A 13,570-nucleotide genomic window follows, 5' to 3' on the forward strand; every position below is an offset into this window, starting at 1 on the left:
ATCTTTGTGTGAGAACTCAGATCATGGACAGGGTCCTCCCCATTCCGCTAGACCTCGACCACCACGAATCCCCCCCGATGGTCAAAACACGAGACGCGCCCGGCATCCGTACGGATGCCGGGCGCGAGGTTCGGGGCGGCTCAGACGGCGGCGATGAGCAACTCCGGCCGCTCGACACAGTCGGCGACGTGCCGCAGGAACCCACCGGCCACCCCACCGTCACAGACCCGGTGGTCGAAGGTGAGGCTGAGCTGGGTGACCTTGCGTACCGCCAGCTGACCGTCGACCACCCACGGCTTGTCGATGATCCGGCCCACCCCCAGCAAGGCCGCCTCCGGGTGGTTGATGATCGGCGTGGAGCCGTCGACACCGAACACCCCGTAGTTGTTCAGGGTGAAGGTGCCGCCGGTCAGTCGGGCCGGTGGCAGTTCACCGGCCCGGGCCGCCTTCGTGGTGGCGGCCAGTTCGGCGGCCAACTCGGCGGTGGTGAGCCGGTCGGCATCGCGGAGCACCGGGACCAGCAGCCCACGGTCGGTCTGGGCGGCGATGCCCAGATGCACCCCGGCGGACTGCACGATCCGCTGGCCCTCGGTGTCCACCCGGGCGTTGAGCTGCGGGTACCGACGCAGCCCGGAGAGGCAGATGCGGGCCAGCAGGGCCAGGATGCTCACCGGCTGCTCGGGCCGGGCGGCGTTGATCGCGGCCCGGGTCGCCAGCAGGGCGGTAGCGTCGGCGTCCACCCAGATGGTCACCTCGGGGATCTCCCGGCGGCTGCGGGAGAGCTTGTCGGCGATCGCCTTGCGGATGCCGGTCAGCGGGATGACCACGTCCCCGGCGCCGGTCGGGGACAGCCCGAGGTGCGCCGCCGGCTGCTCGCCGGTGCCGGTAGCCGAGGCCGTGCCGACGGGCGAGGCCGCAGCGATGGGCGAGGCCGCAGCGTCGGCGGCCGCCTCCACGTCCGCCCGCCGGATCACCCCGCCGGGCCCGCTGCCGCGTACCGTGGCCAGGTCCACCCCGCGCTCGCGGGCCAGCCGACGCACGATCGGCGAGATGACCAGGGCCGCGACCGACTGCGACGGCACGGGCGCGGCCACCGCAGCCGGGGCCGGAGCAACCGGTGCCGGGGCCACCGGGGCCGAAGCAGCCGGAGCCGGGGCGGCCGGAGTCGAAGCAGCCGGGGCGGAAGCCGGCGAGGCCAGCGACGCGACAGGGCGGGCCCGCCGACGGCGGCGTGCCCCGCCGTGGCCGGTGCCGTACCCGATGAGGACGTTGCCGGAACCGGCCCGCTCCTCCTCCCGGTAGACGGCGTGCCCGACGGGTTCGGCTGCGCCGTCCGCCGCCACGGTGATCAGCGGCTGGCCGACCGGGCGTACCTCGCCCTCCGCGCCGTGCAGGGCCACCACCCGGCCGGCGTACGGGCAGGGCACGTCCACGACGGCCTTGGCGGTCTCCACCTCGACCACGGTCTGGTCGACCGTGACCACGTCACCGACCGCTACCCGCCACTGCACGATCTCCGCCTCGGAGAGCCCCTCCCCCAGGTCGGGCAGAAGAAAGACCTGGTCGCTCATGCCGGCACCCCGTCGGTCAGCCACCGGGAGTCCGGCTGGTCGTCCCACTGGAGGCGGGCCACGGCGTCGAGCACCCGGTCGACCGAGGGCAGGTGGGTGTGCTCCAGCATCGGCGCGGGGTACGGGATGTCCAGCCCGGACACCCGCAGCACGGGCGCGTGCAGGGCGTGGAAGCAGCGCTCCTGCACCCGGGCGGCGATCTCCGCGCCCACCCCGGCGAAGCCCTGCGCCTCCTGCACCACCACACACCGGCCGGTCCGGCGCACCGAGGCGGCGATGGTGGCGTCGTCGAAGGGCACGATGGTGCGTACGTCGACCACCTCCAGGTCCCAGCCCTCCTCCTTGGCGGCCTCGGCGGCCTCCAGGGCGACCGGCACCGCCGGGCCGTAGGCGACCAGGGTGGCGTCGCGGCCGGGCCGGCGGACGACCGCCCGACCGAAGGGCTCGGTACGCGCCGAGAGGTCCGCCTCGCCGCTGGCGAAGTAGAGCTTCTTCGGCTCCATGAAGACCACCGGGTCCGGGTCGTCGATCGCCTCCCGCAGCAGGGAGTACGCGTCGGCGACCGTCGCCGGGGTGACCACCTTCAGACCCGGGGTGTGGGCGTAGTACGCCTCGGAGGAGTCACAGTGGTGCTCCACCCCACCGATGCCCCCGGCGTACGGCACCCGGATGACCATCGGCACGCTGAGCGCCCCCCGGGTGCGGTTGCGCATCTTCGCCACATGGGAGGCGATCTGCTCGAAGGCCGGGTAGGCGAAGGCGTCGAACTGCATCTCGACCACCGGGCGCAGCCCGGACATGGCCAGCCCGACGGCGAACCCGACGATGCCGGCCTCGGCCAGCGGGGTGTCGAAGCAGCGCTTGTCGCCGAAGCGGGCCTGGAGGCCGTCGGTGATCCGGAAGACCCCGCCCAACTGGCCGACGTCCTCGCCGAAGACGACTACCCGCTCGTCGTCGAGCATCGCGTCGGCCAGGGCGGCGTTGAGGGCCTTCGCCATCGTCATGGTGGCCATCAGGCGTCCTCCTCCTGGCTCGCGGCCAACTCGGCGCGGACCTGTTCCCGCTGCTCCACCAACTGTGGGGTGGGCTCGGCGTAGACGTGCTCGAAGAGGCTCAGCGGGTCGACCGTGGGCTGGGCGTTCATCCGCTCGCGCAGCCGTGCGGCGTACGCCTCGGCCTCCTCGGCGATCTCGGCGACGGCGGCGTCGTCGAGCGCCTTCCGGGCGCGCAGGTAGCTCTCCAGCCGGGCGATCGGGTCCCGGTCGCGCCAGGCCTCGACCTCCTCGGCGTCGCGGTAGCGGGTCTGGTCGTCGGCGTTGGTGTGCGGCTCCATCCGGTAGGTGTGCGCCTCCACCAGGTACGGGCCCTTGCCGGCCCGGGCGTGGGCGACCGCCCGGTTCAGCACGGCCAGCACCGCCACCGGGTCGTTGCCGTCGACCTGCTCGCTCGGCACCCCGTAGCCGACGCCCTTGTAGGCCAGGGTCGGGGCGGCGGTCTGCCGGGACAGCGGGACACTGATCGCGTACCGGTTGTTCTGCACGAAGTAGACGACCGGCGCCTTGAACACCGCGGCGAAGTTGACCCCCTCGTGGAAGTCGCCCTCGCTGGTGGCGCCGTCACCGATGTAGACGAACGCTACCGTGTCGCGACCCTGGTACGACTCGCCGTAGGCCAGGCCGGCGGCGTGCACGCACTGGGTGGCCAGGGGGGTGCACTGCGGGGCGGTACGCACCACGGTGGGGTCGTACCCGCAGTGCCAGTCGCCGCGCAGCAGGGTGAGCACCTCGACCGGGTCGATGCCCCGGGCGGTCAGCGCCATCGACTCGCGGTAGGTGGGGAACACCCAGTCGTCCTCGCGCAGGGCGAGGACCCCGCCGACCTGGCAGGCCTCCTGACCTCGGGAGGAGGGGTAGACGGCCAGCCGGCCCTGCTTGGTCAGCGCGGTGGCCTGCGCGTCGAAGCGTCGGCCGATCACCATCCGCCGGTACATCTCGCGCAGCGCCTCGACGGGCGGCTCGGGATAGTCGGGGTGGGCCGGCAGCGGGGTGCCGTCGGAGTTCAGCAGCCGGACCGGTTCGGCCTGCGGCATCAGGCCGGCGGACGGGTCCGGTGCGGCCGGGGTGGCCGGCCGGCGCTTTCGCGGGGATGCCCTGCGCGCCGTCTGGGGGGTCGTCGTCACGGCGGAACCTCCTGGACATGTGGTGGCCCTATGCTCCTGTGGTCGGATGATTGACTCAAGATCCCCGGAGAACGCGGGATGATTGGCACCTCAGGGAGGCTGGTGTGGGCCAGGAGACCGTCAAGGGCCCGGCCGTGACGAGCGCCACGGGACGTTCGGCACAACTGGACGAGGTGGACCGTCGGCTGCTGGACGAACTGACCCGCGACGGGCGGATCTCCATCCGTACCCTGGCCGAGCGGGTGCACGTGTCCCGGACCAACGCGTACGCCCGGGTGGAGCGGCTGGTCCGGGACGGGGTGATCACCGGGTTCACCGCTCGGGTAGCCCCCGAACCGGCCGGGTTGGGCACCTCGGCGTACATCGCCCTGACCATCCGGCAGAACACCTGGCGGGAGGTCTCCGCGGAGCTGGCCCGGGTGCGCTACGTCGAGCATGTGGCGCTGCTCAGCGGCGAGCACGACGTGCTGGCCCTGGTCCGTGCGCCGGACAACGCCACCCTGCGGGACGTGGTGCTGGACCGGGTGCAGCGCATCTCCGGGGTGCTGTCCACCCGCAGCTGGCTGGTCTTCGAGGAGTACGCCGGGGTCAACAGCCCCTGGTCGTAGCTCACCGCTGCGGTGGCGCCGCCAGCCCTTCCCGGTCGGCCAGTTCCAGCAGGGGTTCCAGACCGAATCGCCGGCCGTCCAACCCGGCGTGCGGGTCGCCGCGTTCGGCGAACCGGCCCGGCATGCTCAGCACGTCGAAGTCCTCCGGCCGGACCTGGTCCAACTCGGCCCAGTCCAGCGGCGCGGACACCAGGGCCTGCGGGGTCGGCCGGATCGAGTACGCCGAGGTCATGGTGTGATCCCGGGCCATCTGGTTGTAGTCGATGAAGATCGGCCGGTCCCGCTGCTCCCGCCACCAGGTGGTGGTGACCAGGTCGGGGCGGCGGCGCTGCATCTCGCGGCCCAGCGCCAGCACGGCTCGGCGGCAGTCGCCGAAGCTCCACCGGGGTTCGATGGAGAGGTAGACGTGCAGGCCACGCCCGCCGGTGGTCTTGGGGTAGCCGACCAGGCCCAACTCTTCCAGGAAGGCGCGTACCTCCTGGGCCACCGGCACCACCTGGTCGAACCCGATCCCGGGCATCGGGTCCAGGTCGATGCGCAACTGGTCGGGTCGCTCGACGTCGGCGCGGGTCACCGGCCACGGATGGAACCGCAGGGTGCCCAGGTTGACCGCCCAGATCACCACGGCCAACTCCCCCGGTGCCACCTCGTCCGCGGTCCGGCCGCTGGGGAAGGTCAGATGGGCGGTGCCCACCCAGTCGGGCGCCCCGGCGGGCACCCGCTTCTGATAGAAGGCGTCCCCCCGGTTGCTCTGCCGGGTGGCGACGGTCGCCCCCTCGAACACCCCCCGGGGCCACCGTTCCAGCATGGTCGGCCGGTCCCGCAACGCCCGCAGGATGCCCTCACCCACGGCCAGGAAGTAGCGCACCACGTCCAGCTTGGTCAGTCCCCGCTCCGGGAAGTACGGCTTGTCCGGGCTGGAGACGCGCACCACCCGCTGCCCCACCTGGATCTCCTCGGCCGCGCGTGCCATGGACCCCACCCTAGGGGCGGTGTCGGCCGGATGCGGCGCAACAGCACCTGGGCTGTAACGCCACAAATCGACAGGGCGCTTGTGGTCTTGAAGGGCGGGCAAGCCATCCGCCGCCGGGCCGCCTCCCACCAGGAGCCCGCCCGGCGGGTAACACCCTGGGGAGGGGAGTGAACATGCTCCGTCGTACGGCACTCGCCGTGGCGGCCGTCGTGGCCCTCGGTGCCGGTGTCACCGGCACCGCCACCGGCACGGCCACCGCCTCGGCCACCGACGCCGAGGCCACCTACCTGGTGCTCGCACCCCAGGGCGGCACAGTCGACCGGGCGCTGGCGCGGGTGGCCGCCGCCGACGGGCGGGTGGTGGCCGACTACCGGCAGATCGGGGTGCTGATCGTCCGCTCGGCCAACCGTGACTTCGTCGTCGACGCCGCCGGGGCGGGGATCGAGTCCGTGGCCCCCACCGCCGGGCTGGGTACCGTCCTGGACGAGGGCCACACCGTGGAGCTGACCGAGGCCGAGGCGGCGGCCCCGACGGCCGACCCGGGCGCCGAGCCCCTCTTCGACCGGCAGTGGGCCATGCCGATGATCGACCTGCCGCGGGCCCACACGGTCACCACCGGCAGCGTCGAGGTGGTGGTGGGGGTGTTGGACAGCGGCATCTCCAGCAGCCACCCCGACCTGGCCACCCAGATCGCCCGGGACAAGAGCGTCTCCTGCCTCGGTGGGGTGGCCGACCCCAGCGAGGCGGCCTGGAATCCCACCACCTCCGACCACGGCACCCATGTGGCCGGGATCATCGCCGCCGCCCGCAACGGGGTAGGGGTTACCGGGGTGGCCCCCGGGGTCAAGGTGGCCGCGGTGAAGGTCGTCGACAACGAGGGCTACATCTATCCGGAGGCCGCGGTCTGCGGCTTCATGTGGGCCGCCGAGCAGGGCATGCAGCTGACCAACAACAGCTACTACCTGGACCCGTGGGAGCTGAACTGCCGCAACGATCCCCGCCAGCGCCCGGTGTGGCAGGCCGTGCAGCGGGCCCTGCGCTACTCGCAGAGCAAGGGGGTGCTGCATGTGGCCTCCGCCGGCAACGCCAACTACGACCTGGCCCACCGGTTCGTCGACTCCGGCAGCCCGAACAACGGCATACCGGAGGTACGCCAGATCACCGGCGCCTGCCTCGTGCTGCCCGCCCAGGCCCCGGGGGTGGTGACCGTCGCCGCGGTCGGGCCGACCGGAGCCAAGAGCTACTACTCCTCGTACGGCCAGGGGGTCATCGATGTGACCGCCCCCGGCGGGGACAGCCGGATCCGTACCCAGGGCCTGGTCCCGACCACCACGGACGCCATCCTGTCGACCACCTACAATACGGTGACCCGGACCGACGGCTGGGGGTGGAAGCAGGGCACCTCGATGTCCGCTCCGCATGTCACCGGGGTGGCGGCCCTGGCCCGGTCGGTGCACCCCGGCCTGAACCCCGGGCAGTTGTCGGCGCTGCTGGAGCGCACCGCCGTGCCCCAGACCTGCCCGGCGGGCCGCTACGACCCGGTGCCGCTGCTGCCGAGCCAGGCCGACTACTCGGCCACCTGCCAGGGCGGTACCCGCAACGGCTTTCACGGTGCCGGCCTGGTCAACGCCGACCGGGCGGTGCGGTGACCTCGGGTGGGCTGCCGCACCCGGGACCGGACCCCACCGAGGGCCGACATCACACCGGGTAGGATCGGCGCGGGCCGTGACTGGCGCGTGGGGATGGAGCACCATCGGGAAGCGGTCCCGTCACAACGACGCACGCCGAGCGCCTGGGCCTTCCGCACCGTCGTCAGGAGGTCGCATGTCGCCCAACGCCGAGTCCACCGCCTTCCGCAGCGCCCTGGAGGTCATCCGCTCCGTGGAGCCGCGCGTCGCCGACGCGATCGGCGCGGAGCTGGCCGACCAGCGCGAGTCGCTCAAGCTGATCGCCAGCGAGAACTACGCCTCGCCGGCCACCCTGCTGGCGATGGGCAACTGGTTCAGCGACAAGTACGCCGAGGGCACGGTGGGCCGCCGGTTCTACGCCGGCTGCCAGAACGTCGACACGGTCGAGGCGCTGGCCGCCGAGCACGCCCGGGAGCTGTTCGGCGCGGCGCACGCCTACGTGCAGCCGCATTCGGGCATCGACGCCAACCTGGTGGCGTTCTGGGCGATCCTGGCCGACCGGGTGGAGGCCCCCGCGCTGAAGCGGGCCCAGGCCCGGCACGTCAACGACCTCACCGAGGCCGACTGGTTCGCCCTGCGCCGGGAGCTGGGCGACCAGCGGATGCTCGGCATGTCCCTGGACGCCGGTGGGCACCTCACCCACGGCTTCCGCCCGAACATCTCCGGCAAGATGTTCGACCAGCGCAGCTACGGCACCGACCCGGCGACCGGCCTGGTCGACTACGACAAGGTCGCCGAGGTGGCCCGGGAGTTCCGGCCGTTGGTGCTGGTGGCCGGCTACTCGGCGTACCCCCGGAAGGTCAACTTCCGGATCATGCGGGAGATCGCCGACTCCGTCGGGGCCACCTTCATGGTCGACATGGCCCACTTCGCCGGCCTGGTGGCGGGCAAGGTCTTCACCGGTGACTTCGACCCGGTGCCACACGCGCACATCGTCACCACCACCACCCACAAGTCGCTGCGGGGTCCGCGCGGTGGCATGGTGCTCTGCGGCCCGGAACTGGCCGAGCAGGTGGACCGGGGCTGCCCGATGGTGCTCGGCGGCCCGCTGCCGCACGTGATGGCCGCCAAGGCGGTCGCGCTGGCCGAGGCCCGCCGCCCCGACTTCGCCGACTACGCCCAGCGCATCGTCGACAACGCCCAGGCCCTGGCCGAGGGCCTGCTGCGCCGGGGCGCGAAGCTGGTCACCGGGGGCACGGACAACCACCTGGTGCTCATCGACGTCACCGGGTACGGGCTGACCGGCCGGCAGGCCGAGCAGGCCCTGCTGGACTCGGGCATCGTCACCAACCGCAACGCGGTGCCCCAGGACCCCAACGGGGCCTGGTACACCTCCGGCATCCGGATCGGCACCCCGGCCCTGACCACCCGTGGGCTCGGCACCGCGGAGATGGACGGCACCGCCGAGCTGATCCACACCGTGCTCAGCCAGACCAGCGCCGGGGCCAACCCGGACGGCACGGCCTCGAAGGCGAAGTACGTCCTCGACCCGGCCCTGGCGGACAAGGTCAGCCGGCAGGCCAGCGAGCTGCTCGCCGGTTTCCCGCTGTACCCCAGCGTCGACCTGGGCTGACCGACACATCTTTCCGGCCGGTCCGGCGCCCTGCGGCGCCGGGCCGGCCGCTCTGCACTGCCGCCTGCCGCTTACCCGCCGGGTCAGGGCACGGCTCAGTTCAGCGGGCGCTTGAGGTGGTAGCGGTGGACCTCGGTACTGCCCTGCACGTTGTTCACGTCCTCGGCGGCCGTGACGAGTTCCCAGCCCTCCCGGCCTACCCGGTTGAGATGGGCGACCGCGGTGTCACCGTAGGCGGTGACATCCTTGCGTGACCCGTCGGGGCCGTACCAGACGAACGTGACGTGAAAGTTCCGGCCCTGCCCCTGATAGCGGCGGACCAACAAGGCGTACTCCCAGGCAACCATGCGATCCATTATGACTGTCCATCCAGGACCAGAACACGGGGGCCGTCACAGGTTGCAAACAGGTGAACGCGCTACGTCAACCCTCCGGTGAGAATCCCGCTGACCGCTGGGCCGATCGGTCGACGTCATCGGCACACTCCCGATCCGTCCGCTCACCCTCCGATCGGGACCGGGGTCTGGGCGTGGACGTGGAACCGCAGGGAACGGGCGTCGGTGAAGCACTCGCGCATCGGCCGGACCAGATCCCGGTGCTCCGGGCTGCGTTCCCAGGCCTCGAAGTCGGCCAGGCTGGCCCACTCGCTGGTGATCAGCCACTGCTCCGGGTCGGTGGCCGAGCGGCACACCTGGTCTACCAGGTGCCCCGGCACCCCGTCGGCGACCAGGTGCCGTACCCCCTCGTAGGCCCGCAGGAAGTCCTCGGTGCGCTCGGTGGGCACCCGGACGAGGAAGACGACCCGTCCTCGTGTCATGGTTGGTCCTCTCCGGTCGGGCCGGTGCCGCGCAGCACCAGCGCGCTGTTGAAACCGTCGAAGCCCCGCGCGCAGACCAGGCCCACCCGGGTACGGGGACGACGGGGCTCACGCAGGAAGTCCAGTTCGCAGCCCTCGGCCACCTGCTCCGGGCCGGCCGAGGGAGGCAGGGTGTCCTGGGCGAAGGCGAGCAGGAGGGTGGCCACGTCCAGGGCCGAGCCGCCCTGGTGGGCCCGCCCGGTGAGGGTCTTGTGGGTGCTGACCGGTGGTGCCGTACCGGTGAAGACCGCGCGCAGTGCGGTGGCCTCGGCCCGGTCGTAGCGGGCCACCCCCAGGGCGTCCGGCACCACCAGGTCCACCTCGTGCGGCTCGACCCCGGCCCGGCCCAGGGCCAGCCGCATGGCGCGGGCGTACTGGTGGGGGTCACCGGCACTGTCGGCGGTGGTGTGGGCCGCGTCGTGGGTGGCACCCCAGCCGGTCACCTCGGCGTAGCCGCGCACCCCCCGGGCCCGGGCGTGCTCGTACTCCTCGACGACGAAGACGGCACCTCCCTCGGCGGGCAGGTAGCCGCTGGTCGCGGAGTCGAAGGGCAGGTAGGCCCGCCGCGGGTCGTCCGCCCCGCTGAGCAGGCCGGAGCGCAGTTGGCAGGCCAGGGCGTACGGGCTGAGCGGGCATTCGGTCGCCCCGGCCAGCACCACCCGGGCCCCCCGGCGGATGGTGCGTACCGCCTGGGCCAGGCTGTCCAGGCCGCCGGCCGACTCGGTCACCAGCACCCCGCAGGGACCCTTGGCCTGGTGCGCGATGGACAGTTGTCCCACGCTGGCCGCGTAGAACCAGGCGATCGACTGGTACGCCCCGACCGTGCGGCTCGGCGAGGACCAGAGCCGCTGCAACTCCCGCTGGCCGAACAGGTTCCCGCCGGAGGAACTGGCCAGGGTGACCGCCCAGCCGTACGGGTCCAGCGGACGCTCGGGCAGGCCGGCGTCCGCCAGGGCCAGTCGGGTGGCCACGAATCCCAGGTGGGTCCAGCGGTCGGTCTGCACCAGCACCCGGTTGTCGATGTAGCGGGCCGGTTCGAAGTCCGGCACCTCACCGGCCAGTCGGGTCGGGTACCCGGCGGCGTCGAACAGGGTGATCGGGCCGGTACGCCGTTGACCGGAGAGCACCGTACGCCAGTGGGCCTGCTTGCCGATCCCGCTGGGGGCGACCACCCCGATGCCGGTCACCACCGCCCGGCGACGCTGCTCGCTCACCGGGTCCCCTGCCGGGCCAGCCGACGGAACAGCATCGCCGACTGGAACCCGCCGAAGCCGCTGCCGACCGACAGGGCCACCTCCACCGGCACCTCCCGCGCCTCGTTGGGCACGTAGTCCAGGTCGCACTCCGGGTCCCGGGTGGTCCAGTTGGCGGTGGGGGGCACCACTCCGTACTCGATGGCCAGGGCGCAGGCGGCCATCTCGATGGAGCCGATCGCACCCAGGGAGTGTCCGACCATCGACTTGATGGAGCTGATCGGCACCCGGTACGCCGCCGACCCCAGGGCCCGTTTGAAGGCGGCCGTCTCGTGCCGGTCGTTCTGCCGGGTGCCGGAGCCGTGCGCGCTGATGTAGGAGACCTCCTGGGGGGCGATCGCGGCCTGACGCAGGGTGTCACCGATGGCCAGGGCCATCTCCACCCCGTCGGGGCGCAGCCCGGTCATGTGGTACCCGTTGCTGCGGCTGGCGTAGCCGGCCACCTCGCAGTAGATGTGCGCGCCGCGGCGCCGGGCGTGCCCGGCCTCCTCCAACACCAGCACGGCGGCCCCCTCGGCCAGCACGAAGCCGTGCCGGTCGGCGTCGAAGGGCCGGGAGGCGTGCGCCGGGTCGTCGTTGTCCGGGCTGGTGGCCCCGATGGCGTCGAAGGAGGCCACGGTGACCGGGGAGATGGGCGAGTCGGCGGCGCCGGCCAGCACGATGTCCGCCTCCCCGTCGACGATCAGCTGGTGGGCGTAGCCGATCGCGTCGATGCCGGAGGTGCAGCCGGTGGAGACCACCTGGGCCGGGCCGTGCAGGCCGTGGGCGCAGGCCACGTCGGCGGCCAGGCTGCTCGGCACCAGCGCCTGGTACAGGTACGGGCCGCCGAGGGCGGCGTCGACCAGCCAGTGTCGACCGCTGTCGCTGACGGTCACGTACTCCTGTTCCAGGGCCATGGTGCCGCCGACGGCGGTGCCGAGGACCACCCCGGCCCGGTCCCGCTGCGCGTCGGTGAGGGTCAGGCCGCTGTCGGCGACCCCCTCGGCGGCGCAGGCCAGCGCGAACTGCACGTACCGGTCGGCGCGTCCCCGCTGGGCCAGGGTGAGTCCGGCGGCGTCCGGATCGAAGTCGCACTCGGCGGCGATCTGCGAGCGGAAGGGGGTCGGGTCGAAGAAGCTGATCCGGCGGGTGGCGGTGCGCCCCTCGGTGATGGTCTTCCAGAACCGGTCCCGGGTCACCCCGCCGGGGGCCACCACCCCGATCCCGGTCACCACGGTCTGCCGGCCGGTCACGACCCGTCCCGCTGCTCGACCAGCTCGGTGTCGACATGGCCGAGTTCCGGGCGGGGGGCCAAGGGGCCCAGGTGGAAGACCACCTCGGCGGGGAGGTCACCGGTGTTGCGCAGCCGGTGACGGACGTTGCGGGCCACGAACAGGGCCTCACCGGCGGTCAGGGTTACCGGTTCGTCGTCGAGGTCGACCGTGATCGCACCCCGGACGACATAGAGGAACTCCTCGCTGTACGGGTGGTAGTGCTCCGCTATCCGCTCCCCCGGCGCCATGCTCGCCACCCCCATGAAGCCGGAGGTGGCCCCGACCGTACGCGGGCCCAGCAGCACCCGCAGTTCGCCACCGCGACGGCGGTCCGCGGGCACGTCCCGCGCGGCCACCAGGGCCAGGTCACGCATCGTCGCCTCCCGTGGACCGGGCCTCGGCCAGCCGTTCGATCCGCTCCTTGATGACGGCGAGCTGCACCTGGCTGTTGGCGTTGATCCGCTCGGTCATCCCGGCGTTGTCCAGCGGCGCGGTCGGCTTCATCGCGAAGTCCTGCACCCAGGTCATCCGTACCCCCTGCGGTTCCTCGGTGTAGATCCAGTGGATGCGCATGTACTCGAAGGGGCCGGTCTCCACCCGCTGGGCCCGCACCTGCCGGGTGGCCCGGTCGGGGGTGCGTTCGCTGACCCAGCTCCAGGCCACCCCGTTCTCGTCGGGGTGCATGGTCAGCCGGAACCGCACGGTGTCGCCCTCGGTGCCGAGGATCTCGGCCCGGGCGTACTCGGTGAACAGGTCGGGCCAGCCGGCCACGTCGTTGGTGACGGACCAGACCAGCTCCAGGGGGGCGGCGATGACGATGCTGTTCTCGGTGTGCCCGGGCGGGGCGGTGCCCCGGGAGACCAGGTCGGCCACGGCCGGAATACTCAGCCGGGCGGCCTGCTCGGGGATGCGTACCCGCCACCGGTCGGCGACGACGGCGGTCAGTTCCAGCAACGCGAGGGAGTCCATCCCCAGTTCCTCCAGGGAGGCGGCCGGCTCACGGGCGGCCGCCGCCGGATCCAGCCCGCAGTTGGTCACCAGGATGTCGGTGATCTCCTCGGTCAGCGAGCCGCCATCAGTGACGGTCATGGTCCCTCCTCGGTTCGGCGTCGAAGCGGTAGAAGCAGCGGGCCATCGCGTCCCGAGGCGAACGCCAGTCCGGCAGGTACGGCGTGACGTACGGGCGCAGTCGGGTGCTGATCCGGAGGAACTCCGGATGCTCCCGGGCCGCCTCGACCGCGCCGTCGCCCGGCGTGTCGGTCTCCAACAGGTGCACGTACAGGTCGTGCAGCCGGTACAGCGACCGGTGTGAGACCCCGATGAGGTGGGGCAGTTCGGTCGTGTCGGATTCGGCGAAGATCTCGGCGACCAGTTTCTCGGCGGTCGGGACCACCTTCGCCACGATCAGCGTTCGGTCCATGTCGGCTCCTCCCCCACCGCCCGGTGTCCCGGTCGACTGGGCACACCTTGCGGATCAGGCCGTCACCCCGGCGTCAACGGCACCCCCCACCGACCCCGGCCTTCGTGACGCTGCGTTGACGCATCCGATGGCCCTGACTGTGCAGCCTCAGCCCGAAGATCTCTGCGATTTGCCAGTTCAGAGCCATTCTCAGAGA

14 protein-coding genes and 1 riboswitch are annotated in these 13,570 nt (G+C 72.4%); of the genes, 3 read left to right on the plus strand and 11 right to left on the minus strand.

Features of this window, described 5'->3' with window-relative positions:
- Positions 1-140: 140 nt before the first annotated feature.
- Genes ABZ795_RS21985 through pdhA form a run of 3 tightly spaced genes read right to left on the minus strand, consistent with a single transcriptional unit; the run spans position 141 to position 3,750 of the window.
- Entirely contained in the window at positions 141-1,571 is a 1,431-nt protein-coding gene (locus ABZ795_RS21985) for a dihydrolipoamide acetyltransferase family protein (RefSeq protein ID WP_357531675.1), read from the minus strand.
- Positions 1,568-2,584 (minus strand): alpha-ketoacid dehydrogenase subunit beta, encoded by a 1,017-nt coding sequence (locus ABZ795_RS21990; protein ID WP_357531676.1) that lies wholly within the window; start codon positions 2,582-2,584, stop codon positions 1,568-1,570. Before ABZ795_RS21990 ends, ABZ795_RS21985 begins: the two co-directional genes overlap by 4 nt.
- On the minus strand, positions 2,584-3,750 hold the full coding sequence (gene pdhA, locus ABZ795_RS21995; RefSeq protein ID WP_327025405.1) for a pyruvate dehydrogenase (acetyl-transferring) E1 component subunit alpha: 1,167 nt from the start codon (positions 3,748-3,750) through the stop codon (positions 2,584-2,586). Before pdhA ends, ABZ795_RS21990 begins: the two co-directional genes overlap by 1 nt.
- A 173-nt stretch (positions 3,751-3,923) precedes the next feature.
- Between pdhA and ABZ795_RS22000 the strand changes: the two genes are divergently transcribed.
- Positions 3,924-4,358, plus strand: a complete 435-nt coding sequence (locus ABZ795_RS22000) for an Lrp/AsnC family transcriptional regulator (RefSeq protein ID WP_327027089.1) — start codon at positions 3,924-3,926, stop codon at positions 4,356-4,358.
- A 1-nt stretch (position 4,359) separates the two neighbouring features.
- Here ABZ795_RS22000 and ABZ795_RS22005 read toward each other — a convergent pair whose 3' ends face one another.
- Complete coding sequence (locus tag ABZ795_RS22005; RefSeq protein WP_357531677.1) at positions 4,360-5,331, minus strand: DNA primase small subunit domain-containing protein; 972 nt, start codon at positions 5,329-5,331, stop codon at positions 4,360-4,362.
- A gap of 173 nt (positions 5,332-5,504) precedes the next feature.
- Between ABZ795_RS22005 and ABZ795_RS22010 the strand changes: the two genes are divergently transcribed.
- On the plus strand, positions 5,505-6,980 hold the full coding sequence (locus ABZ795_RS22010) for a S8 family serine peptidase (RefSeq protein ID WP_357531678.1): 1,476 nt from the start codon (positions 5,505-5,507) through the stop codon (positions 6,978-6,980).
- Positions 6,981-7,046: 66 nt separating this feature from the next.
- Positions 7,047-7,136, plus strand: a riboswitch (ZMP/ZTP riboswitch).
- A gap of 19 nt (positions 7,137-7,155) precedes the next feature.
- On the plus strand, positions 7,156-8,592 hold the full coding sequence (locus ABZ795_RS22015; protein ID WP_357531679.1) for a glycine hydroxymethyltransferase: 1,437 nt from the start codon (positions 7,156-7,158) through the stop codon (positions 8,590-8,592).
- 95 nt (positions 8,593-8,687) lie between these two features.
- On the opposite strand, the gene ABZ795_RS22020 is transcribed toward ABZ795_RS22015, so the two are convergent.
- The 7 genes from ABZ795_RS22020 to ABZ795_RS22050 all read right to left on the minus strand — a co-directional run bounded on the left by ABZ795_RS22020 (position 8,688) and on the right by ABZ795_RS22050 (position 13,374).
- Positions 8,688-8,948 carry a hypothetical protein gene (locus tag ABZ795_RS22020; RefSeq protein WP_013734497.1) on the minus strand — a complete coding sequence of 87 codons (261 nt, stop codon included), beginning with the start codon at positions 8,946-8,948 and terminating at the stop codon, positions 8,688-8,690.
- A 143-nt stretch (positions 8,949-9,091) separates the two neighbouring features.
- Entirely contained in the window at positions 9,092-9,409 is a 318-nt protein-coding gene (locus ABZ795_RS22025) for an antibiotic biosynthesis monooxygenase family protein (protein WP_357531680.1), read from the minus strand.
- The gene (locus ABZ795_RS22030) at positions 9,406-10,662 is read right to left on the minus strand and encodes a beta-ketoacyl synthase N-terminal-like domain-containing protein (RefSeq protein WP_357531681.1); all 1,257 of its coding nucleotides are present in this window, start codon (positions 10,660-10,662) and stop codon (positions 9,406-9,408) included. Before ABZ795_RS22030 ends, ABZ795_RS22025 begins: the two co-directional genes overlap by 4 nt.
- A complete protein-coding gene (locus tag ABZ795_RS22035; protein ID WP_357531682.1) occupies positions 10,659-11,933 on the minus strand; it encodes a beta-ketoacyl-[acyl-carrier-protein] synthase family protein in 1,275 nt (424 codons plus the stop codon). The genes ABZ795_RS22030 and ABZ795_RS22035 overlap by 4 nt, the downstream gene beginning before the upstream one ends.
- Entirely contained in the window at positions 11,930-12,328 is a 399-nt protein-coding gene (locus ABZ795_RS22040) for a cupin domain-containing protein (protein WP_327025398.1), read from the minus strand. The genes ABZ795_RS22035 and ABZ795_RS22040 overlap by 4 nt, the downstream gene beginning before the upstream one ends.
- On the minus strand, positions 12,321-13,043 hold the full coding sequence (locus ABZ795_RS22045) for an SRPBCC family protein (RefSeq protein WP_327025397.1): 723 nt from the start codon (positions 13,041-13,043) through the stop codon (positions 12,321-12,323). Before ABZ795_RS22045 ends, ABZ795_RS22040 begins: the two co-directional genes overlap by 8 nt.
- A complete protein-coding gene (locus ABZ795_RS22050) occupies positions 13,030-13,374 on the minus strand; it encodes a TcmI family type II polyketide cyclase (RefSeq protein WP_357531683.1) in 345 nt (114 codons plus the stop codon). The genes ABZ795_RS22045 and ABZ795_RS22050 overlap by 14 nt, the downstream gene beginning before the upstream one ends.
- Positions 13,375-13,570 lie beyond the last annotated feature (196 nt).

It is taken from the genome of Micromonospora sp. NPDC047134, assembly GCF_040643455.1.
In the GTDB taxonomy this organism is placed as follows: Bacteria; Actinomycetota; Actinomycetes; order Mycobacteriales; family Micromonosporaceae; genus Micromonospora.

Coding starts and splice junctions, on each gene's coding strand:
- ABZ795_RS21985 (WP_357531675.1), bottom strand. CDS start 1,571: ATGAGCGACCAGGTCTTTCTTCTGCCCGACCTGGGGGAGGGGCTCTCC.
- ABZ795_RS21990 (WP_357531676.1), bottom strand. CDS start 2,584: ATGGCCACCATGACGATGGCGAAGGCCCTCAACGCCGCCCTGGCCGAC.
- ABZ795_RS22005 (WP_357531677.1), bottom strand. CDS start 5,331: ATGGCACGCGCGGCCGAGGAGATCCAGGTGGGGCAGCGGGTGGTGCGC.
- ABZ795_RS22010 (WP_357531678.1), top strand. CDS start 5,505: ATGCTCCGTCGTACGGCACTCGCCGTGGCGGCCGTCGTGGCCCTCGGT.
- ABZ795_RS22015 (WP_357531679.1), top strand. CDS start 7,156: ATGTCGCCCAACGCCGAGTCCACCGCCTTCCGCAGCGCCCTGGAGGTC.
- ABZ795_RS22020 (WP_013734497.1), bottom strand. CDS start 8,948: ATGGATCGCATGGTTGCCTGGGAGTACGCCTTGTTGGTCCGCCGCTAT.
- ABZ795_RS22025 (WP_357531680.1), bottom strand. CDS start 9,409: ATGACACGAGGACGGGTCGTCTTCCTCGTCCGGGTGCCCACCGAGCGC.
- ABZ795_RS22040 (WP_327025398.1), bottom strand. CDS start 12,328: ATGCGTGACCTGGCCCTGGTGGCCGCGCGGGACGTGCCCGCGGACCGC.
- ABZ795_RS22045 (WP_327025397.1), bottom strand. CDS start 13,043: ATGACCGTCACTGATGGCGGCTCGCTGACCGAGGAGATCACCGACATC.
- ABZ795_RS22050 (WP_357531683.1), bottom strand. CDS start 13,374: ATGGACCGAACGCTGATCGTGGCGAAGGTGGTCCCGACCGCCGAGAAA.